This window comes from Pseudomonas sp. RA_15y_Pfl2_54 (genome assembly GCF_963971015.1).
GTDB lineage: Bacteria > Pseudomonadota > Gammaproteobacteria > Pseudomonadales > Pseudomonadaceae > Aquipseudomonas > Aquipseudomonas baetica_A.
The window spans coordinates 73,935-94,750 of record NZ_CAXAPN010000011.1; the positions used below are offsets into that span (position 1 = coordinate 73,935).

Below are 20,816 nucleotides of genomic sequence, written 5' to 3' on the forward strand. Positions count from 1 at the left end.
CCCCGCAAACAAAACCGGGCGGCCCAACAGCCGCCCGGTTTTTTATGGGTAAACACAAAACCAAATGTGGGGCTTGCTCGCGAAGGCAGTGTCTCAGGTCATATTACTGGTGACTGACACTGCGCTTTCGCGAGCAAGCCCGCTCCCTCAGTAGATTTGCGGTGTGGCTGTAATCAAACTCGCGGAAATTTGACTCGCAGGTTTACAATCCCCGCTCCTGATCAGGAGTAATCCCGTGCTGACTCATCTCGATTCCCAAGGTCGCGCCAACATGGTCGACGTCACCGAAAAAGCCGTGACGTTCCGTGAAGCGACGGCCCAAGCGCTGGTGCGCATGCTCCCCGAAACCCTGCAAATGATCGTCAGCGGCGGCCATCCCAAGGGTGATGTGTTCGCCGTGGCGCGTATTGCCGGCATTCAGGCAGCGAAGAAGACCAGCGATCTGATTCCCCTTTGCCACCCGCTGATGCTGACCGGCGTCAAAGTCGAGCTCAGCGCTGAGGGCGATGACGCCGTGCGTATCGTTGCCCGTTGCAAGCTCTCGGGCCAGACCGGTGTGGAGATGGAAGCGCTGACCGCTGCCAGCGTCGCCGCCCTGACCATCTACGACATGTGCAAAGCCGTGGATCGCGGCATGACCATCGAAAGCGTGCGCTTGCTGGAGAAAGTCGGCGGCAAGAGCGGGCATTTCCAGGCGGAGCAGCCATGAACCTGACCGTAAAATTTTTTGCCCGATACCGTGAAGCGCTGGGTATGGACTCGCTGCAGGTCGAAGGTGATTTCGCCACGGTCGATGACGTGCGTGCGTTGTTGGTCCAGCGTGACGGTGCCGACGTGCTGGGCGAGCAGAACCTCATGTGTGCGCGCAACGAAGACCTCTGCCAGCTCGACGAACCGGTGGCCGAGGGTGACGAAGTGGCGTTCTTTCCCACCGTGACCGGAGGCTGAACCATGGCGATTCGCGTGCAGGCCACGCCGTTCGATCCGGGCGCTGAAGTCAATGCGATGCACGCGGCCAATGTCGGGGTCGGCGCCGTGGTGAGTTTTGTCGGCTACGTGCGCGACTTCAATGATGGGCTGGATGTAGCGGGGATGTTCCTCGAACACTATCCGGGCATGACCGAAAAGGCCCTTGGCAAAATTGCCGTCGAAGCCGAACAGCGCTGGCCGTTGTTGAAGCTGGAGGTGCTGCACCGCATTGGTGCTCTGGAGCCGGGTGAACCGATTGTGTTCGTCGGCGCCGCCAGCGCCCACCGTGAAGCCGCGTTCGATGCTTGCGCCTTTGTCATGGACTACCTCAAAACCCGTGCGCCGTTCTGGAAGAAAGAAAACACCAGCGACGGACCACGTTGGGTTGAGGGGCGTGACAGCGATCATACCGCCGCAGATCGCTGGAAGGTTTAAAACCGGCGTCACCCTCAAGTCAGTCTTCGCGAGCAAGCCCGCTCCCACATTGGAATGCGTTCCTTTGTGGGAGCGGGCTTGCTCGCGAAAGGGCCCTCAGTCTCACCGTATAAACATCCTGAATCACCCGACCACCGGCCGCTACGATCTGCGCACACCCGATTGACGATGTATACATTAAAGTCCAGTATGGAATTATAAGTACAAAAAAGGCATTCCCCTGTTTCAATTCTTTCTTCTGTCTTGCCAAACCAACAACAACCCGCGAGAGAACGAATATGAAGAAGCTCCCCCTCATCACCGGTCTGGCGTTCAGCCTGCTGGCGTGCAGCAACGTATTCGCTGCCGAGAAAACCCTGCGCATCGGAATCGAAGCCGCTTACCCGCCCTTCGCCTCGAAAACCGACAAAGGTGAAATCGTTGGTTTCGACTACGACATCGGTAACGCCCTGTGTGCGCAGATGAAGGCCAAGTGCGTGTGGGTCGAAGGTGAGTTCGACGGTCTGATTCCTTCCCTGAAGGTGAAGAAAATCGACATGGCGCTGTCGTCCATGACCATTAACGAAGATCGCAAAAAATCGGTGGATTTCAGCCACAAGTACTACTTCACGTCATCGCGTCTGGTGATGAAGGAAGGCGCCACGGTCGATGACCAGTACGCCAGCCTCAAGGGCAAAAACGTCGGCGTGCAGCGCGCAACCACCACCGACCGTTACGCGACCGAGGTGTTTGAACCCAAGGGCATCAACGTCAAGCGCTACAGCAACAACGAAGAAATCTACATGGACCTGGCGGCCGGGCGCCTCGATGCGATTTTTGCTGACACCATTCCACTGAATGACTTTCTGTCGATGCCGCGTGGCAAGGGGTATGCGTTTGTCGGGCCTGAGTTGAAGGATCCGAAGTACGTCGGCGAAGGCGCGGGGATTGCGGTGCGCAAGGGCAATAAGGAATTGGTCAGCGAGTTGAACAGCGCGATCGACGGGATTCGCGCCAGTGGCGAATATCAGAAGATTTCCGAGAAGTATTTCAAGTCCGATATCTACGGCGACTGATCATCCGCCTTCGGGAGCAAGCCGCCTCCCACAGTGATGGCGTCGTACATGAAACCTGTGTACGGCTCGGTCACTGTGGGGGCAAGCTTGCTCGCGAAAAGGCCGCTACGGTCTCTGCAAATCTTTAGCCCTTCAATTCCTTCAAATGCTTGTACACCGTCGCCCGCCCCATGTTCAGCACATTGGCCACGTAGTTCGAGGCGCTCTTGCCCTTGAACGCGCCTTCGGCGTGCAGTGCCAGCACCAGTTCTCGCTTGTGATCGCGGGTCAGCAGATTCAGGCTCAGTTGCCGTTCACGCAGCCAGGCGTGCAGGAAGGTGTTGATGCGCTCCTGCCAGTCATCGCGAAACAATGAGTCTGGTTGCGGGATCAGTTTGCTCGGCGACAGAAACAGGTCCAGCGCGGCCTTGGCGTTCTCGAACAACGAAATATTCAGATTGATGCACAGCACCGCCTGCGGATGGCCTTCGCTGTCACGCAGCACGGTACTCAGGCTGCGAATTTTCTGACCGTCCCAATTCAACTTTTCGTACGGGCCGATATTGCGCTCGCTGACCTCCTCGCTGAGCATGTCCTCCAGTGATGAATCGTCGCCGATTTCCCGTTTCGACAGGTTGTTGGCGATGTAGTCGACTTTCTGCGTGCGCAGGTCGTGCAGCACCACTTCGGCGTGCGGGAAGAACAGGGTGGCGATGGCGTCGGCGATGGCGCGGAAGTTATCCAGTGCCGGATCGAGTTCGTTGGCGGTCATGACAGTGGAGCTCCAGGCAGCGTCAGCGCCCCCGTAAACAGGAGGCGCTGCGAGTTTGCCGCAATCGGTGGAGCGCGTCATCCGGGGTGTTGCTCAGACAGCCGGGCAGGGGAGAGCATGGCGCTGCTCAGACCGAACTGGTGCAGATGTTCAGGCAGTGGCTGACCGCGCACCAGCGCCGCACTGGCCTGACCCATCGCCGGTGAAGTCTGAATGCCGTAACCGCCTTGCGCCGCGACCCAGAACAGCCCCGGTACTTGCTGATCGAAGCCACTGATCAGGTCGCCGTCGGCGACGAAGCTGCGCAGTCCGGCCCAGGTGCGGGTCGGTCGGCGGATGGTCAGGGTGGTCGCTTCTTCGATCTGGTAGATGCCCATGGCAATGTCCAGTTCTTCCGGCTGTACATCGTGGGGTTCGACCGGGTCGGCATTGGCTGGCGAGCCGAGAAACATCCCGGCGTCGGGTTTCATGTAGAAGGATTCGTCGAGGCTGACCAGCATGGGCCAGTGATGAATGTCGACGCCTTCGGGACCGGCAAAGATGAACGCGGCGCGGCGCTTCGGTTGCAGGCCCAGCGGTTTTGCCCCGGCCAGTTCGCCGATCTTGTCGGCCCAGGCACCGGCGGCGTTGATGATCACTGGCGCGCTGAACGTCTGATCCTGGGTTTGCACTTGCCAGAGGCCATCGGCATCGCGGTTCAGACTGAGCACTTCGCAATCGGTGTGCACTTCGCCATTGTTCCGGCGGATACCGCGCAGATAGCCCTGATGCAATGCGTCAGTATCAATGTCGCTGGCGCTCGGATCGTAGATCGCGCCGTGGACTTTTTCTCGGCGCAGGATCGGCAGCCGTGCACACGCTTCGTCGGCGCTGAGCAGTTGCATCTGCGGCACTGTCGCTTTTGCGCTCAGGTACTGGTTGCTCAGTTCGGCGGCGTCACCGGTGAAATCCACGGTCATTTCGCCGCGTGGCGTGAGCAATGGGTGCTCGCAGAAACCGGCGGGCGGGTGGTCGAAGAATGCGCGGCTGGCTTGCGTCAGAGCGCGTACTTGCGGCGTGCCGTAAGCGGCGGTGAACAGCGCCGCGGAGCGTCCGGTGGAGTGATAGGCCGGGTGCGATTCACGTTCCAGCACAATCACTTTGGCATGCGGCGATAGCCAGAAACCGGTGGAGGCGCCGGCAATCCCGCCGCCGATGATGATGAAATCTGCCTGGCTCATGAATGTCTCCAGTAAGGCGCAATATCGGGAAGTTCGACGATTTCCCTGTGGGCGCGGGCTTGCTCGCGAAAGCGGTGTGTCAGACGACACCAACGGTGCCTGACACTCCCTCTTCGCGAGCAAGCCCGCTCCCACGGAGAGGCGAGGTGTCAGTGCTGCAGGTGGTAAACCGCATTGGCCACGGCGATATCTTCCAGACCCAGGCCGATTGAACGGAAAAATACGTGACGTTCGTAACCGGGGCGCTGCACTTTTTCACTCAGCAGATCTGCCAGATCGCCGATGATCGAATCCTTGTCCCAGCCATGCTGTTCAGCGGCAATCAACATCTCACCCGCCGAGTCTGGCGTGGTCAGTCGATAGTCGCAGAACACCTGCATGTCGTTGAGGCTCTGCGGCGGTATTTCATGGGCGCGCGGGGCGTTGGTGCTGATCGAGGTGATCAGCGCCGGTTTGCTCAAGGTTGCCGGGTCGATCACGGGGCCTGCGGACGAGGTGCACAGCATGATCACGTCCGCATCGGCGATGGCGGCTTCACGGTTGTCGGCGATCTTCAGGCTTGGGGCAAGGGCTTTCAACACGGCCTGTGTTTCAGGATCTTCACGCAGGCTCGGCGAGTAAAGGCTGATGCTCTGCCAGTCGCGCAACGATTTGACGTCATGCAGATGCGCCTGGGCGACCTTACCGCTGCCGATAATCGCCAGACGCCGCGCATCCAGCGGGGCGAGCGCATCGACGGCGACAGCGGTGGTCGCGGCCGTGCGTGCGGTGGTCAGTTGACCGGCATCGCAAAGCAGCAACGGTTGACCGGTTTTCATCGACATCAGCAGCGTCCACGCCGTGACCAGCGGCCCTTGCTCGTGGACGATGTACGGCGACGTCTTCACGCCGTACACACCGTCCTCGGCCAGCACGCCCAGATAGTTGATGAAGTCTCCGGCGCCCTGCGCGAATTCCACCCGTTGCTGGGCCGGTTGCACCGCATGGCCAGCAGCGAGATCGCGGAACAGCTTGCGCAGAATCTGCGGTACATCGATGCGGGCCAGCAGTTCCTGAGCCTGGGCTTGGTCGATCACGTAAGGCGTACTGGACATATCTGGCTCCGGAGACAAGAGTTAAACTAATTTGTCCATTATGGACTTTTAGTTCTGCCTAGCAAGCGCCTGTTGAAAAAAATCAGGCGAAAAAAAAGCGCAGTCCGTTACCGGCTGCGCTTCTTTTATGGCGTCGCTTACTGTGGACGCTTGCGCTCAACGGCGCGCAACAGATGCGTTGGCGGCGTTTCACAACTGATCTTGCGGCCCAGTTTTTCTTCGATGGACGGCAATTGATAGGAGTCGTCCTCGCCGGCGAAGCTGATCGACACACCATCGGCGCCAGCACGACCGGTACGGCCGATGCGGTGCACGTAGTCGTCCGGCACTTCCGGCAGGGTGAAGTTGATCACATGGCTGATACCGTCGATGTGGATGCCGCGACCGGCAACATCGGTGGCCACCAGCACGCGAATCTTGCCTTCGCGAAAGCCTTCCAGCGTCTTGATGCGTTTGTGCTGCGGCACGTCGCCGGACAGTTGCGCGGCGTTGATGCCATCACGCACCAGGCGTTCTTCGATGCGGCGTACTTCGTCCTTGCGGTTGGCGAACACGATCACGCGTTCCCAGCCGTTATCGTTGACCAGGTTGAAGAGCAGTTTGTACTTGTCGGCGCCGGCCACGGCATAAATGTGCTGTTCGACGTTTTCGTTGGCGACGTTCTGCGACTCGATCTCGACGATGGACGGGTCGGTGGTCCACTGCTTGGCCAGGTTCATCACGTCTTCGGTGAAGGTCGCGGAGAACAGCAGCGTCTGACGTTCGCTTTTCGGTGGCGTCTGGCGAATGATCTGGCGTACTTGCGGGATGAAGCCCATGTCGAGCATGCGGTCGGCTTCGTCCAGCACCATCACTTCGACCATGTCCAGGTGCACGTCGCCGCGCTGGTTGAAGTCAAGCAGACGGCCCGGTGTGGCGACGAGGATGTCGCAATGGCGTGCTTCGAGGTGTTTGAGTTGCTTGTCGAAATCCATGCCGCCCACAAACGTCATCACGTTCAGGCCGGTGTACTTGGTCAGGTCGGCGGCGTCCTTGGCGATCTGCACCACCAGTTCGCGGGTCGGCGCGATGATCAGCGCGCGGGGTTCGCCCATGTAGCGCTCTTTGGGCGGCGGCGTCTGCAACAGTTGAGTGATGATCGAGATTAAAAACGCGGCCGTCTTGCCAGTGCCGGTCTGCGCGCGACCGATGGCGTCTTTGCCGGCGAGGGTGAAGCCCAGCACTTGCGCCTGGATCGGCGTGCAATACGGGAAGCCCAGGTCCTGGATGGCGTGCATCAGTTCCGGGGACAGCTTGAAATCGTGGAAGCGGGTTTTGCCTTCCTGAGGCTCGACGACGAAGTCTTCGAGTTTCCAAGGGATGACCGGTGCCTTGGGCTTGGGCTCGCGACGCGCTCTGGCCGGTTTTGGCGCTTCGCTCATTGCCGGCGTTGCGACAACGGGTACGGTCGGGGCAGGTTTTGGCACTTGCTTGGGTGGCGCTACAAAAGCCTGGCGGTCGACCGCAGGCACATCGGTGCGATGACCGGGGGCGCTCGAGGGCGCACTGGGAACTGGCGCGAGCTGCTCAGCCTCGCTTTTACCGAACATTTTCTTGAGTGCTTTGAGCACGGTCATCTCATCAATTGGTTAAGGAATGTACGCCGGCCAGTGTAATGCAAGAATCGGGCGCGGCGTAGTGGGATGATCAAAGGGCAGGGCTTGCGCGCAAAATCAGCGCAGGCGTTCGCTCAACCAGACGCCGATGTCGCGAATTTCTTCGGGTAACACTTCGTGCTCCATTGGGTATTCCTGCCATGTCACGGTGACACCATGCTGCTTTAAATACTCAAATGCGCTACGCCCCATCGAGTTCTGCACCACACCGTCGAATTGACCGTGCAGGCAAAGCGCCGGGATGCGCTGCTGGCTGGCGGACAACTCCAGTGCATCGCTGAACGTTGGCGCATACGTCGACAGCGCCAGCACCCCGCCCAATGGGCCCTGCCATTTCAAAAACGCGGTGTGTAAAACCACGGCGCCGCCCTGGGAAAAACCGGCAAGAAAAATTCGCGAGGCGTCTATTCCGCTGGCTCGCTCGCTTTCTATCAACTCGATAATGTCTTCGGCAGAGGCTTCCAGTTCATCGCGGTCGATCGCTCGCGCCGGGCTCATGGCTTTGATGTCGTACCAGCTCGGCATGGCATATCCACCATTAATGGTAACGGGCCGGGTCGGCGCCTGAGGCAGCACGAAACGCGTGCTCAAGAGGCTTTCCTGCAACGCTTCAGCCACCGGCAGGAAGTCATAGCGATCGGCGCCGAGGCCGTGCAGCCAGATCACGCAGGCGTCTGCGGGCTTAACAGGCTGAAGAATCAAGGGCTCGGTCATGGCTGCTCCAATTGTGTGCGGGCGCTCTCATTGAGTGCGCGATTTGCGTGCGCGCCCGGTTTATCTGTTAAGAATATGTCGCAAGGCTGCAAGTTTTGCTATTGACCTGTCGCTCAATCGCTTCAGCGGCCGGTGTGGTACGGGCTTTGCTTTGAGGTAGTCGTGCAATCGATCTCGCGCCTGGCGGTAACACTATCAGTGAACGCCTGATGACGGGATAGCAAAGAATCCGGTGATGGATGTTCGCCAATGGCCGCTTCGGGCTTAGCGAACGTGAAAGGGCTACAGCCCGTTCGGCCGACTGGTGAGAAGTGAGTTGTCCATGATGTGGATTTTCTCCTACTAGACTCATAGCGAAGGTTCATACGTCGGTTGACCCCAAAAAAGCCAACACGGGTCAACAACGCCTCAAAAGGGTGCGACAGGACTCAAGCTCCGACACAACAAGAGCAAAACTGGAGGTTTGAATGAAGATGTTGAAATCCACTCTGGCGATCGTGACTGCAGCAACGGTTCTCGGCGTCAGCGGGTTCGCTCAGGCGGGTGCAACGCTGGATGCCGTGCAGAAGAAAGGTTTCGTGCAGTGTGGCGTGAGTGACGGTCTGCCGGGCTTCTCGGTGCCGGACTCTACCGGCAAGATCCTCGGGATCGACGCTGACGTCTGCCGCGCGGTGGCCGCTGCTGTTTTCGGCGACGCGACCAAGGTCAAGTTCAGCCAGTTGAATGCCAAGGAGCGCTTCACCGCGCTGCAATCCGGCGAGATCGACGTTCTGTCGCGCAACACCACCATGACCAGCTCGCGTGATGCCGGCATGGGCTTGAAGTTTCCTGGTTTCATCACTTATTACGACGGTGTCGGCTTCCTGGTTAACAAGAAGCTGGGCGTGAAAAGTGCCAAGGAACTGGACGGTGCGACCATCTGTATTCAAGCCGGTACCACCACCGAATTGAACGTTTCCGATTACTTCCGTGGCAATGGCCTGAAGTACACCCCGATCACTTTCGACACCTCCGATGAAAGCGCCAAATCGCTGGAATCCGGTCGTTGCGACGTGCTGACTTCCGACAAGTCGCAGCTGTATGCACAACGCACCAAGCTGGCCTCGCCGAAGGATTACGTAGTTCTGCCGGAAACCATTTCCAAAGAGCCTCTGGGTCCGGTCGTGCGTAACGGTGACGACGAGTGGCTGGCCATCGTTCGTTGGGTTGGCTATGCAATGCTCAACGCTGAAGAGGCCGGCATCACTTCGAAAAACGTTGAAGCCGAAGCCAAATCCACCAAGAACCCGGACGTTGCCCGTCTGCTGGGCGCTGACGGTGAATACGGCAAAGACCTGAAACTGCCCAAAGACTGGGTCGTGCAAATCGTCAAGCAAGTCGGTAACTACGGCGAGATCTTCGAGAAAAACCTCGGCAAGAGCACTCCGCTGGAAATCGACCGCGGCCTGAATGCCCTGTGGACCAACGGCGGCATTCAATACGCACCACCAGTGCGCTGATGGTTCTATCACCCGGTGGGCCAACCACCGGGTGATGTTCTGTTCCATTCTTTGCGGGGCACTTCATGCAAAATTCAATCGGCGCACCAAAGCAGAGGTTCAGCCTCAGCGATCCACGTGTGCGTGCGTGGCTGTTTCAGATCATCACGGTTATCGCGGTGGTCAGTATGGGTTGGTATCTGTTCGATAACACGCAAACCAACCTTCAACACCGGGGCATTACTTCCGGTTTCAGCTTTCTGGAACGCAGTGCCGGGTTCGGCATCGCACAACACCTGATCGACTACACAGAATCGGACAGCTATGCCCGGGTCTTTGTCATCGGCCTGCTCAACACCTTGCTGGTGACCATCATCGGCGTGATCCTGGCGACAATCCTGGGCTTCATCATCGGTGTGTCGCGGCTGTCCAAGAACTGGATCATCAACAAGCTGGCGACAGTTTACGTTGAGGTTTTCCGTAACATCCCACCGCTGCTGCAAATCCTGTTCTGGTACTTCGCGGTATTTCTGACCATGCCAGGGCCGCGCAACAGTCATAACTTCGGTGACACCTTCTTTGTCAGCAGTCGCGGCTTGAATATGCCCGCGGCGTTGGCGGCGGACGGGTTCTGGCCGTTTGTGGTCAGCGTCGTCGTGGCCATCGTTGCTGTTGTGCTGATGTGCCGCTGGGCCAACAAGCGCTTTGAAGCAACCGGTGTGCCGTTCCACAAGTTCTGGGCCGGGGTGGCGCTGTTCTTTGTGATTCCTGCGTTGTGCGCACTGATCTTCGGCGCGCCGCTGCGTTGGGAATTCCCCCACCTGCAAGGTTTCAACTTTGTCGATGGCTGGGTGCTTATTCCGGAACTGCTGGCCTTGACCCTGGCCCTGACGGTCTACACGGCGGCCTTTATTGCCGAGATCGTGCGGTCGGGTATCGCCTCTGTCAGCCACGGGCAAACCGAAGCGGCGCACTCTCTGGGTTTGCGAAACGGCCCAACCCTGCGCAAGGTGATTATCCCGCAGGCTTTGCGCGTGATCATTCCACCGCTGACCAGCCAATACCTGAACCTGGCGAAGAACTCCTCGCTGGCGGCCGGTATCGGTTATCCGGAAATGGTTTCGCTGTTCGCCGGCACCGTGCTCAACCAGACCGGTCAGGCGATCGAAGTCATTGCCATCACCATGAGCGTGTACCTGGCGATCAGTATCAGCATTTCCCTGCTGATGAACTGGTACAACAAGCGCATTGCGCTGATCGAGCGGTAAGGAAAAGCGCATGAGTACTCATACTTTCAAACCCGACATGCCTCCACCGAGCAGTAGCATCGGTGTGATTGCATGGATGCGCGCGAACATGTTCTCCAGCTGGCTCAACACCCTGCTGACCCTGTTTGCGTTCTATCTGATCTATCTGGTGGTTCCTCCGATTCTCAGTTGGGCGATTCTCGATGCCAATTGGGTCGGCACCACTCGCGCCGATTGCACCAAGGACGGCGCCTGCTGGGTGTTCATTCAGCAGCGTTTTGGCCAGTTCATGTATGGCTATTACCCGACGGCCTTGCGCTGGCGGGTGGATCTGACCGTATGGCTGGCGGTCATTGGCGCGGCACCGCTGTTCATCTCGCGTTTTCCGCGTAAAGCGGTGTACGGGCTGAGCTTTCTGGTGTTGTACCCGATCATTGCCTACTTTCTGCTGCACGGCGGACTCTTCGGCCTGATCAACGTCCCGACGCCTAAATGGGGTGGTCTGATGCTGACGTTGGTGATCGCCACCGTCGGTATTGCCGGTGCGTTGCCACTGGGGATCATTCTGGCACTGGGCCGTCGTTCGAATATGCCGGCGATTCGTGTGGTCTGCGTGACCTTCATCGAGTTCTGGCGCGGCGTGCCGTTGATCACGGTGCTGTTCATGTCTTCGGTGATGCTGCCGCTGTTCCTGCCTGAAGGCATGAACTTCGACAAGCTGCTGCGGGCGCTGATCGGCGTGATCCTGTTCCAGTCAGCCTATGTCGCTGAAGTGGTGCGCGGCGGTCTGCAAGCGATCCCCAAAGGTCAGTACGAAGCCGCTTCGGCGATGGGCCTCGGTTATTGGCGAGCGATGGGCCTGGTGATCCTGCCCCAAGCCCTGAAAATGGTGATTCCCGGGATCGTCAACACCTTCATCGCGCTGTTCAAGGACACCAGCCTTGTGATCATCATCGGCCTCTTTGACCTGCTCAACAGCGTCAAGCAAGCCGCTGCCGATCCAAAATGGCTGGGCATGGCCACCGAAGGCTACGTGTTCGCCGCCCTGGTGTTCTGGATTTTCTGTTTTGGTATGTCGCGCTATTCCATGCACCTGGAACGCAAGCTCGACACTGGCCACAAGCGTTAGGAGTTGTGTAATGACTGAAGCAAGCAAAAAGCCTGTGAGCCCTGAAGGCATCATTCAGATGCAGGGCGTCAACAAGTGGTACGGCCAGTTCCACGTGCTCAAGGACATCAACCTCAACGTCAAGCAGGGCGAGCGTATCGTCCTGTGCGGCCCGTCGGGTTCCGGCAAGTCGACCACCATTCGTTGCCTCAATCGCCTGGAAGAACACCAGCAGGGCCGCATTGTTGTCGATGGCGTAGAGCTGACCAACGACCTCAAGCAAATCGAAGCGATCCGCCGTGAAGTCGGCATGGTGTTTCAGCACTTCAACCTGTTCCCGCACCTGACCATTTTGCAGAACTGCACCCTGGCGCCGATGTGGGTACGCAAGATGCCCAAGCGCAAGGCCGAAGAAATCGCCATGCATTATCTGGAGCGCGTACGCATTCCGGAACAGGCGCATAAATTTCCGGGGCAATTGTCCGGCGGTCAGCAGCAGCGTGTGGCGATCGCCCGCGCCCTGTGCATGAAGCCGAAAATCATGCTGTTCGACGAACCGACCTCGGCGCTCGATCCAGAGATGGTGAAAGAAGTTCTGGATACCATGATCGGCCTCGCCGAAGACGGCATGACCATGCTCTGCGTGACCCATGAAATGGGCTTCGCCCGTACCGTGGCCAATCGCGTGATCTTCATGGACAAGGGCGAGATCGTAGAGCAGGCTGCGCCGAACGACTTCTTCGATAATCCGCAGAATGAGCGGACGAAGCTGTTCTTGAGTCAGATTTTGCATTGATCGAGTCCAGGCATTGAATTAAACCCGGATTGAGTTCCGGGTTTATTTTGTCCGGGGTCAGGAGGTCAATACAGGTTCGTGTTCTGGGTAACGCGCAGCCATTAGCTGCTTGAGATCGTTACCTTGATTGACTGCCTGTACGTCGGCCAACAAATGCGGGTGGCGATCCAGTAGTTGCATCAAGGTGAGCAGCGGTTGAGGAGGAGCAAGCTCGCCCCGCTCGTAGCGTGAAAATGCATTGTGTCCTCCACCCGATAACAACTTCACCGCGTTCCTTTGGGTGAGATGAAGCTTAAGTCGGATGCGTTTCATCTCGGTGCCAATAAGTCGAAGGGAGTCTTCGAGCAAACGATCCCCGGCATCCACGTAGCGTTCAGCGCTGTCGGTGTCGTTGTCAAAAATGATTTCACCGCAAGCCCTGCACTCCCAACCGGCAAGAGTGTGCACGAGCCGCGAAAACTGTTTGTAATTGACGGTGAGACTGCGATTTCGAAAATGACTCATTCCGTCTTCGGTGCCGCAACTGATGCACGGTCTTTTGCTCATGTGTTTTTCTCCTTGAAGGAGATTCCCGGGGGCCCACCGCCAGAGCAGTAAGTCACTTTGATGTAAATCTCCAAACCACGAAACGAGGTGTGATAAACGTCGTGCCAGTTGCGATGGTTGGCGTAGGACGTCATGGATTTGTAAAGCATGCGCCGCTCAAGCGAGCAGACGATATGCGTCATTGATTCATATGACATGCCCATTTCCCTGCCAGTCTCCAGCGCGCGTCGGGTGAAGGCTTCTTTGCCGCGTCGCACGACATCCGCCTTAATCACCGCCACGTCGTAATGGGGTGTGTTCTTTTCCATAAGAAAGCAAAACCCTGTCCCTAAAATTACCCTTAAAGGGTAATTTCACCAATCGAAAATGCCGCTCCATGTGTCTCCGATTGACCCTAGGTGGTTGCCGTCCCACAAGGGTCTGACTAACATGTCAGAAAATTCATCCTATGATTGGATGAAAGGGCGAATCCTATGTCAGATATTTCTCCACTCATCAAACGATCCCTGGTCGATCAGGCCCTGGATCAGCTTCGCCAGCGTATCAACAGCGGCGTCTGGCAGGTCGGTGAGCGTCTGCCCACCGAACCTGAGCTGTGCGCCGAACTGGGCATCAGTCGTAACACCGTGCGTGAAGCCATGCGCGTGCTGGCGTTTTCCGGGCTGATCGAAATCCGTCAGGGCGACGGCAGTTATTTGCGCGCGGTGGTCGACCCGATGGACACGCTCAAGGCGCTGTCGCGCTGCTCACTGGAGCAGGCCCGGGAAACCCGGCACATCCTTGAGGTCGAGGCCATTGGTCTGGCGGCGTTGCGCCGCAGCGACGAAGACCTCGTCGCATTGCGCGAGGCGCTTGGCACCAGCGGCAGCCATTACCACGGCGATCTCGATACCTACATTGCCTGCGATCTGGTGTTCCATCGTCGGCTGGTGGACGCCGCGCACAACCCGACCCTCAGCGAGCTGTATCGCTATTTTTCCAGCATCGTCGGCGCGCAATTGCGCCAGACCCTGAACATCTCCCCGCGTCGTCAGGAAGTGTTCGATCTGCACATCGAATTGCTCGATGCGGTCGAGCGACGTGACCCGGAGCGGGCCAAAGCCATATCGAGGCAGTTGATCAATGAATCTTGAAAGCGAAATAAACCTGTCCGCTCCCAAGCGAACAGCCGAACTTGAAGAGCTGCTGATCGACGCCGAGGCCGATGACGAGCAGGTGCAACAAAGCCACCCCCTGGTACGTCGGCCGTGGCTGTTGCTGCTGGGCTTGATTCTGGTGGCGCTGAACCTGCGCCCGGCGCTGTCGAGCATGGCACCGTTGCTCAGCGATGTTTCCAAAAGCCTCGGGCTGTCGGCGGCGCAGGCGGGTTTGCTGACCACGCTGCCGGTGCTCTGCCTCGGATTGTTTGCACCGCTGGCACCGATTCTGGCGCGGCGTTTTGGTGCAGAACGGGTGGTGCTGGGGATTCTGCTGACACTGGCTGGCGGGATCATTTTGCGCAGCAACTTTGGCGAGATCGGCTTGTTCGCCGGCAGCGTATTGGGCGGCGCCAGCATCGGCATCATCGGCGTTTTGCTGCCAGGCATCGTCAAACGCGACTTCGCCAAACACGCCGGCACCATGACCGGTGTCTACACCATGGCCTTGTGCCTGGGCGCAGCAATGGCGGCAGGTTCGAGCGTGCCGCTGAGCGAACACTTGGGTCACAACTGGACCATGGGCCTGGGCTTTTGGGTCATTCCGGCGCTGGTCGCCGCGGTCTTCTGGTTGCCGCAAGTCGGGCGCAAACACGGTGCGCATAACGTCGCCTACCGCGTGCGTGGTTTGCTGCGTGACCCGCTGGCCTGGCAGGTGACTTTGTACATGGGCCTGCAATCGTCGCTGGCCTACATCGTTTTCGGCTGGTTGCCCTCGATCCTCATCGGTCGTGGGCTGACACCGACTCAGGCCGGCCTGGTGCTGTCCGGCTCGGTGATCATCCAGCTCGCCAGTTCGCTGGCCGCGCCCTGGCTGGCGACCCGTGGCAAGGATCAGCGTCTGGCCATCGTGGTGGTGATGGCGCTGACCCTCGGCGGTTTGTTCGGTTGCCTGTATGCACCGATCGAAGGCCTGTGGGGCTGGGCGATTCTACTGGGGCTGGGGCAGGGCGGTACGTTCAGTCTGGCGTTGACGTTGATTGTGTTGCGCTCGCGGGATGCTCATGTAGCGGCGAATCTGTCGAGCATGTCCCAGGGCTTCGGCTACACGCTGGCGTCGATGGGGCCGTTCGCGGTCGGTGTGGTGCATGACTGGACCGGCGGCTGGAATGCGTTGGGCTGGATCTTCGGCATCATTGGCTGTGGCGCGATCCTCGCCGGCCTGGGGGCCGGTCGTGCGTTGTACGTTCAGGTCACAAGCGAAAAAATCTGAATGCGCTGATTTCAAATGTGGAACCGAGCAGGCTCGCACATAGGTTTTGTGTGCTGCGGGTATTCGGTTTACGAATGCCGATAGTGTTTGCGCACTTTGCGGATTATCGTACTGGCAATCTGTCCATTTTTTGGAGTTTGCCCATGAGTGAAGCCCACGCCGCGCTGATCACCCGGTTCTACCAGGCCTTTGAGAACCTCGATGCCGACGCCATGGCCGCGTGTTACACCGATGACGTCGTGTTCAGCGATCCGGCCTTCGGCGAACTGCGCGGGCGCGATGCCGGCGACATGTGGCGCATGCTCACCACGCGGGCCAAAGACTTCTCCCTGACCTTCGACAACGTTCGCGCCGATGAGCGCAGCGGTGGCGCGCACTGGGTCGCGACCTACCTGTTCAGCCAGACCGGCAATGTCGTGGTCAACGATATCCAGGCGCGCTTCGTATTTCGCGACGGCAAGATCTGCGAACACCACGACCACTTCGACCTGTGGCGCTGGTCACGTCAGGCGCTGGGCTTCAAAGGCTTGCTGCTGGGCTGGACGCCGCTGGTGCGCAACGCCGTGCGCGCCCAGGCGCTGAAGGGACTGAAGGCATTTCAGGCTGGTCGCTGATAAGATCGCCGCCTGTTTTCTACACGCCTAAATCCCAAAGTGACCAACCTTAGCGAAAAATCTGTCGATGTTGGCGAGCCGGTGAGCAAGTCCTGGTTCGTCTACCTCGTGCGCGCCGCCAATGGTTCGTTGTATTGCGGGATCAGCGATGATCCCGTGCGCCGTTTTGCCAAGCATCAGAGTGGCAAAGGCGCGCGATTCTTCCTCTCCAGCCCGGCCATGGCGCTGGTTTATACCGAGCTGTGCCGCGATAAAAGCGATGCGTTGCGCCAGGAGCGGTTGATCAAAAAGCTCAAAAAAAGCGCCAAGGAATGCCTGGTGGCGTCTTATCAGTCTGACTGATTGGTTCCTATCAGCCAGACCTGTAGGTTGCCAAGCCAATGCACGCTAAGCTGCCTGCTTACTATCTGAGCGGCGGAGCCGAGCATGTCCGAGTTGATTCTGCATCATTACCCGACCTCCCCATTTGCCGAAAAGGCCCGCCTGCTGTTGGGGTTCAAAGGCTTGTCGTGGCGCTCGGTGCATATTTCGCCGGTGATGCCCAAGCCTGACCTGACGGCCCTGACCGGTGGTTACCGTAAAACGCCGGTGCTGCAGATTGGCGCTGACATCTACTGCGACACTTCGCTGATCGCCCGTCGTCTGGAGCAGGAGAAAGCCCTGCCGGCATTTTTCCCTGAAGGTCAGGAAATGATTACCGCCAGTTTCGCTGGATGGGCGGATTCGGTGGTATTCCAACATGCGGTCAGCCTGGTGTTTCAACCTGAATCGGTGGCGGTGTGTTTCGGCAAACTGCCGCCGGAAGCCATCAAGGCCTTTCTGGCAGACCGTGCCGGGTTGTTCAGCGGTGGCAGTGCTACGCGTTTGTCCACCGAACTGGCCAAACACCAATGGCCGACGATCATGGCGCGTCTGGAGCAGCAGTTGCTGCGCGAGCAGGGTGACTATCTGTTTGGTGAGCCATCGATTGCTGACTTCGCCTTGGTGCACCCGATGTGGTTCCTCAAGGCGACGCCTGTCACCGCGCCGCTGGTGGATGAGTATCCGGCGGTGTCAGCATGGGTGGGCCGCGTATTGGGCTTTGGCCATGGCGCCGCGAGCGAGATGACGGCCGAGGAGGCGCTGGAGGTGGCACGTAACTCGACGCCACAAGCGTTGCCAAGTGAGCAATTCGAAGACCCGAACGGCTTCAAGGCCGGGCAGCCAGTGGCAATTGCCGCGACGGATTACGGGGTTGATCCGGTGGTTGGGGAGTTGTTGTTTGCAGGCAGTGAAGAGTTGATCCTTCGTCGCGAAGACCCACGCGCTGGTGTGGTGCATGTGCACTTCCCACGCTTGGGTTTCCGTATCGAAGCGCGCTGATTCACCCCGTCATCTGCAAAACCCGTGGGAGCGCGTTTGCTCCCACATTCATTTCAGGGCAGCGAGGATTTCGTCCGGGTCGAATCCGCGAATCAACGTGCCATTCACGTCGATCAATGGAATCCCGCGCCCACCCAATGCCTCATACGCCTTGCGCGCTTCGGCATCCTTCTCGATATCGAATTCCTTGAACGCAATGCCCTTGCTGTCGAGAAAGCGCTTGGTCTGCTTGCAGTAGCCGCACCAGTCGGTCGCATACAGCACGACATGGGCACTGGCACGGGTCTGCTCGGAAACCATTTGTGACGGATTGAAAACCCGCTCGATCTTGCCCCAGTTCTGATAGACCACCACCACGAGCAGAACCAGCGCGACCTTCTTCAGTACATTGGCGAGCATCAGTTGCGGCGCTTCAGCTGATCGGTGAGCGACGTCGGCAGGCCCTTGATGACCAGGGTGCCGGCCTCTTCGTCGTACTCGATCTTGGAGCCCAGCAAGTGCGCTTCGAAACTGATCGACAGGCCCTCGGCGCGGCCGGTGAAACGGCGGAATTGATTCAAGGTGCGTTTGTCTGCCGGAATCTCCGGCGAGAGGCCGTAATCCTTGTTGCGGATGTGATCGTAGAAGGCCTTCGGACGTTCTTCGTCGATCAACTCCGACAGCTCTTCCAGGCCCATCGGTTCGCCGAGCTTGGCCTGGCTGCTGGCGTAATCCACCAGTGTCTTGGTTTTCTCTCGGGCCGAATCTTCCGGCAGGTCTTCGCTCTCGACGAAGTCGCTGAACGCCTTGAGCAGGGTGCGGGTTTCGCCCGGGCCATCGACGCCCTCCTGGCAGCCAATGAAGTCGCGGAAGTATTCCGAGACCTTCTTGCCGTTTTTGCCTTTGATGAACGAGATGTACTGCTTGGACTGTTTGTTGTTCTGCCACTCGGAGACGTTGATCCGCGCCGCGAGGTGCAGTTGACCGAGGTCGAGGTGGCGCGACGGCGTCACGTCCAGCTCATCGGTCACCGCCACGCCTTCGCTGTGGTGCAGCAGGGCGATGGCCAGGTAGTCGGTCATGCCTTGCTGGTAGTGGGCGAACAGCACGTGGCCGCCGACTGACAGGTTCGACTCTTCCATCAGCTTTTGCAGATGTTCGACCGCGACTTTGCTGAACGCGGTGAAGTCGTGAGCGCCCTCCATGTATTCCTTCAGCCAGCCGCTGAACGGGAATGCACCGGATTCCGGATGGAACAGGCCCCAGGCTTTGCCTTGTTTGGCGTTATAGCTCTCGTTGAGGTCGGCGAGCATGTTCTCGATGGCCGCGGACTCAGCCAGTTCAGAGTCACGGGCGTGCAGAACTGCGGGCGTGCCGTCGGGTTTTTTGTCGATCAGGTGGACGATGCAATGACGGATCGGCATGGGCTTCTCGGCTGTTGGAAGGGAGGAGGGCAGGCTCCCCCGAAAAAGCGCCCAGTGTACCGCAACCACTGGTTTTGGCGCGGGCTGAAGGGCAAAACCGGGGGGCTCGAAGGTGGTTATGCAGTTTTTTGCCGATTTAGAGCAATAAAGCTGACCAAATGGGTAGCTAGAAGCGGATATTTCCCCGCCTCTGTGCTAGTTTTGCCCGGTCTTACGCGAAGTCACTGCGTTAAGCGTGCATTCAGCATTTGTCAGGTCGAACCAAACCCTGATTTCGGTATCTATAACCCCGACTCGTCGTGGTTATCGCCGAGGGTGCCAGATCCAGAAGATCGGGCTCGATGGCTGACACTGCACTCTGCAATCCATATGAATTTGATAGGGAAGGAACACTACATGGCTCTTACTAAAGACCAACTGATCGCCGACATCGCTGAAGCTATCGACGCGCCGAAAACCACCGCGCGTAACGCTCTGGACCAACTGGGCCAAATCGTTGCTGATCAGCTGGAAAACGGCGGCGAAATCACCTTGCCAGGTATTGGCAAGCTGAAAGTGACCGAGCGTCCTGCCCGCACTGGCCGTAACCCTTCGACTGGCGCTGCCATCGAAATCCCTGCCAAGAAAGTGATCAAGCTGGTTGTGGCCAAAGGCCTGACCGACGCTGTGAACAAGTAAGACGCAGCGATAAAAAAACCGTGCACCGGAGCAATCCGGGCACGGTTTTTTTGTGTCCGTTTTTTACTGACACCATAAATCAAATGTGGGAACGGGCTTGCTCGCGAAAGGGCAGTGTCAGTCGACATGTTTATTGACTGATCCACCGCATTCGCGAGCAAGCCCGCTCCCGCAAGTAGAGCAGTGTTAGCGCGTCCAGCGCTCGCGGCGCCAGATCTGCTGCTCGGATTTGGTCTGGAAGGTCCACGCGACGAAGCGGCTCTGTTTCTGCCCTTGGGACATTTCCACCACCTGGCTTTCCAGCGCGCCGGCCTTTTTCAGCGCTGTCTCTATGGCGGGCAGGTTCGAGGCTTTCGAAACAAGGGTGCTGAACCACAGCACTTTGTGCTGGAAGTTCGCGCTCTCGGCGATCAGTTGCGTCACGAAGCGTGCTTCGCCGCCCTCACACCACAACTCCGCCGACTGGCCGCCGAAGTTCAGCACCGGCAATTTGCGTTTCGGATCAGCGCGGCCCAGCGCACGCCATTTGCGCTCGCTGCCCTTGGTCGCTTCATCCATCGAGGCATGGAACGGCGGGTTGCACATGGTCAGGTCAAAGCGCTCACCCGGCTCCAGCAGACCAATCAGGATGTGCTTGCGGTTCTCCTGCTGGCGCAGCTTGATGACCTTGTTCAGGTCGTTGGACTGGACGATAGCCTTGGCAGCCGCCACGGCGGTCGGATCGATTTCAGAACCGAGGAAGTGCCAGCGGTATTCGCTGTTGCCGATCAGCGGATAAACGCAGTTGGCGCCCATGCCGATGTCCAGCACGTTGACGATCGCACCGCGTGGCACCTTGCCGTCGTTCATGCTGGCCAGCAGGTCAGCGAGGAAGTGCACGTAATCGGCACGGCCCGGCACCGGGGGGCAGAGGTAGTCCGCCGGAATGTCCCAATGCTCAATGCCGTAGAACGACTTGAGCAGCGCCCGGTTGAACACGCGCACTGCATCGGGATTGGCGAAGTCGATGCTTTCCTTGCCGTACGGGTTGATGATCACGAACTTCGCCAGTTCCGGCGTGGTTTTGATCAGTGCCGGGAAGTCGTAACGACCCTGATGGCGATTGCGCGGGTGCAGGCTGGCCTTTTCACGCGGCTCAACGGCTTTGGCCGGGGTCGCGGATTCAGGCTTCTTGCGCGCAGGTTTCGGGGGGCGGGGGGCGTTCATGGGTGTGGTCGATTCGGGTATGGCTGAAAGTGGCGGCTATTGTCCCACATCTAAAGACAACACCGTTCAAACTGTG

General features: G+C 58.7%; 24 protein-coding genes. 14 read left to right on the plus strand and 10 right to left on the minus strand.

The window, feature by feature from the left end; all coding sequences use genetic code 11:
• Positions 1-235: 235 nt before the first annotated feature.
• The 4 genes from moaC to AACY50_RS10520 all read left to right on the plus strand — a co-directional run bounded on the left by moaC (position 236) and on the right by AACY50_RS10520 (position 2,459).
• Complete coding sequence (moaC, locus tag AACY50_RS10505; RefSeq protein ID WP_221729944.1) at positions 236-709, plus strand: cyclic pyranopterin monophosphate synthase MoaC; 474 nt, start codon at positions 236-238, stop codon at positions 707-709.
• A complete protein-coding gene (locus AACY50_RS10510) occupies positions 706-948 on the plus strand; it encodes a MoaD/ThiS family protein (RefSeq protein ID WP_339432076.1) in 243 nt (80 codons plus the stop codon). Before moaC ends, AACY50_RS10510 begins: the two co-directional genes overlap by 4 nt.
• Positions 949-951: 3 nt before the next feature.
• The gene (gene moaE / locus AACY50_RS10515) at positions 952-1,404 is read left to right on the plus strand and encodes a molybdopterin synthase catalytic subunit MoaE (protein WP_339538537.1); all 453 of its coding nucleotides are present in this window, start codon (positions 952-954) and stop codon (positions 1,402-1,404) included.
• Positions 1,405-1,682: 278 nt separating this feature from the next.
• Positions 1,683-2,459 carry an ABC transporter substrate-binding protein gene (locus tag AACY50_RS10520; RefSeq protein WP_339432078.1) on the plus strand — a complete coding sequence of 259 codons (777 nt, stop codon included), beginning with the start codon at positions 1,683-1,685 and terminating at the stop codon, positions 2,457-2,459.
• Positions 2,460-2,583: 124 nt separating this feature from the next.
• On the opposite strand, the gene AACY50_RS10525 is transcribed toward AACY50_RS10520, so the two are convergent.
• The 5 genes from AACY50_RS10525 to AACY50_RS10545 all read right to left on the minus strand — a co-directional run bounded on the left by AACY50_RS10525 (position 2,584) and on the right by AACY50_RS10545 (position 7,893).
• Positions 2,584-3,210, minus strand: coding sequence for a helix-turn-helix transcriptional regulator (locus AACY50_RS10525; RefSeq protein ID WP_339432079.1), 627 nt, complete (start codon positions 3,208-3,210; stop codon positions 2,584-2,586).
• A gap of 77 nt (positions 3,211-3,287) precedes the next feature.
• Positions 3,288-4,430: an NAD(P)/FAD-dependent oxidoreductase gene (locus AACY50_RS10530; RefSeq protein WP_339465859.1), complete on the minus strand. Its 1,143-nt coding sequence runs from the start codon at positions 4,428-4,430 to the stop codon at positions 3,288-3,290.
• 149 nt (positions 4,431-4,579) lie between these two features.
• Positions 4,580-5,524, minus strand: a complete 945-nt coding sequence (locus AACY50_RS10535; protein WP_339538538.1) for an ornithine cyclodeaminase family protein — start codon at positions 5,522-5,524, stop codon at positions 4,580-4,582.
• Between the two features lie 137 nt (positions 5,525-5,661).
• A complete protein-coding gene (gene rhlB, locus AACY50_RS10540) occupies positions 5,662-7,140 on the minus strand; it encodes an ATP-dependent RNA helicase RhlB (protein ID WP_339465861.1) in 1,479 nt (492 codons plus the stop codon).
• Between the two features lie 96 nt (positions 7,141-7,236).
• Positions 7,237-7,893, minus strand: a complete 657-nt coding sequence (locus AACY50_RS10545) for an alpha/beta hydrolase (protein ID WP_339432083.1) — start codon at positions 7,891-7,893, stop codon at positions 7,237-7,239.
• Positions 7,894-8,360: 467 nt separating this feature from the next.
• Here AACY50_RS10545 and AACY50_RS10550 point away from each other — a divergent pair, with 467 nt between their 5' ends.
• The 4 genes from AACY50_RS10550 (at position 8,361) to AACY50_RS10565 (ending at position 12,522) form a co-directional block, all read left to right on the plus strand.
• A complete protein-coding gene (locus tag AACY50_RS10550) occupies positions 8,361-9,392 on the plus strand; it encodes an amino acid ABC transporter substrate-binding protein (RefSeq protein ID WP_221729935.1) in 1,032 nt (343 codons plus the stop codon).
• A 65-nt stretch (positions 9,393-9,457) separates the two neighbouring features.
• Positions 9,458-10,639: an amino acid ABC transporter permease gene (locus tag AACY50_RS10555; RefSeq protein WP_339432084.1), complete on the plus strand. Its 1,182-nt coding sequence runs from the start codon at positions 9,458-9,460 to the stop codon at positions 10,637-10,639.
• A 10-nt stretch (positions 10,640-10,649) separates the two neighbouring features.
• The gene (locus AACY50_RS10560) at positions 10,650-11,747 is read left to right on the plus strand and encodes an amino acid ABC transporter permease (RefSeq protein WP_339432085.1); all 1,098 of its coding nucleotides are present in this window, start codon (positions 10,650-10,652) and stop codon (positions 11,745-11,747) included.
• A gap of 10 nt (positions 11,748-11,757) precedes the next feature.
• Positions 11,758-12,522 carry an amino acid ABC transporter ATP-binding protein gene (locus AACY50_RS10565; protein WP_221729932.1) on the plus strand — a complete coding sequence of 255 codons (765 nt, stop codon included), beginning with the start codon at positions 11,758-11,760 and terminating at the stop codon, positions 12,520-12,522.
• A gap of 57 nt (positions 12,523-12,579) precedes the next feature.
• Here the strand turns inward: AACY50_RS10565 and AACY50_RS10570 are convergent, their stop codons facing one another.
• Together AACY50_RS10570 and AACY50_RS10575 are read right to left on the minus strand one after the other, a co-directional pair.
• A complete protein-coding gene (locus AACY50_RS10570; protein WP_339538539.1) occupies positions 12,580-13,068 on the minus strand; it encodes a type II toxin-antitoxin system MqsA family antitoxin in 489 nt (162 codons plus the stop codon).
• On the minus strand, positions 13,065-13,376 hold the full coding sequence (locus AACY50_RS10575) for a type II toxin-antitoxin system MqsR family toxin (RefSeq protein ID WP_339494801.1): 312 nt from the start codon (positions 13,374-13,376) through the stop codon (positions 13,065-13,067). The genes AACY50_RS10570 and AACY50_RS10575 overlap by 4 nt, the downstream gene beginning before the upstream one ends.
• A 165-nt stretch (positions 13,377-13,541) precedes the next feature.
• Here AACY50_RS10575 and AACY50_RS10580 point away from each other — a divergent pair, with 165 nt between their 5' ends.
• The 5 genes from AACY50_RS10580 (at position 13,542) to AACY50_RS10600 (ending at position 17,453) form a co-directional block, all read left to right on the plus strand.
• Positions 13,542-14,201, plus strand: coding sequence for a FadR/GntR family transcriptional regulator (locus AACY50_RS10580; RefSeq protein WP_339432088.1), 660 nt, complete (start codon positions 13,542-13,544; stop codon positions 14,199-14,201).
• Positions 14,191-15,477, plus strand: a complete 1,287-nt coding sequence (locus tag AACY50_RS10585) for a CynX/NimT family MFS transporter (RefSeq protein ID WP_339432089.1) — start codon at positions 14,191-14,193, stop codon at positions 15,475-15,477. Before AACY50_RS10580 ends, AACY50_RS10585 begins: the two co-directional genes overlap by 11 nt.
• A gap of 143 nt (positions 15,478-15,620) precedes the next feature.
• On the plus strand, positions 15,621-16,091 hold the full coding sequence (locus AACY50_RS10590; protein ID WP_339432090.1) for a nuclear transport factor 2 family protein: 471 nt from the start codon (positions 15,621-15,623) through the stop codon (positions 16,089-16,091).
• A gap of 39 nt (positions 16,092-16,130) precedes the next feature.
• Positions 16,131-16,433 (plus strand): GIY-YIG nuclease family protein, encoded by a 303-nt coding sequence (locus AACY50_RS10595; RefSeq protein ID WP_339432091.1) that lies wholly within the window; start codon positions 16,131-16,133, stop codon positions 16,431-16,433.
• Positions 16,434-16,517: 84 nt separating this feature from the next.
• Entirely contained in the window at positions 16,518-17,453 is a 936-nt protein-coding gene (locus AACY50_RS10600) for a glutathione S-transferase family protein (RefSeq protein WP_339432093.1), read from the plus strand.
• 48 nt (positions 17,454-17,501) lie between these two features.
• On the opposite strand, the gene AACY50_RS10605 is transcribed toward AACY50_RS10600, so the two are convergent.
• Together AACY50_RS10605 and yejK are read right to left on the minus strand one after the other, a co-directional pair.
• Positions 17,502-17,852 carry a glutaredoxin family protein gene (locus AACY50_RS10605; RefSeq protein WP_339432094.1) on the minus strand — a complete coding sequence of 117 codons (351 nt, stop codon included), beginning with the start codon at positions 17,850-17,852 and terminating at the stop codon, positions 17,502-17,504.
• Positions 17,852-18,856: a nucleoid-associated protein YejK gene (gene yejK / locus AACY50_RS10610; RefSeq protein ID WP_339432095.1), complete on the minus strand. Its 1,005-nt coding sequence runs from the start codon at positions 18,854-18,856 to the stop codon at positions 17,852-17,854. The genes AACY50_RS10605 and yejK overlap by 1 nt, the downstream gene beginning before the upstream one ends.
• A gap of 396 nt (positions 18,857-19,252) precedes the next feature.
• On the opposite strand from yejK, the gene AACY50_RS10615 reads away from it, so the two are divergent.
• Entirely contained in the window at positions 19,253-19,534 is a 282-nt protein-coding gene (locus tag AACY50_RS10615; RefSeq protein WP_003221909.1) for an HU family DNA-binding protein, read from the plus strand.
• A gap of 186 nt (positions 19,535-19,720) precedes the next feature.
• On the opposite strand, the gene rlmF is transcribed toward AACY50_RS10615, so the two are convergent.
• Entirely contained in the window at positions 19,721-20,740 is a 1,020-nt protein-coding gene (gene rlmF / locus AACY50_RS10620; RefSeq protein ID WP_339432096.1) for a 23S rRNA (adenine(1618)-N(6))-methyltransferase RlmF, read from the minus strand.
• Positions 20,741-20,816: the final 76 nt, after the last annotated feature.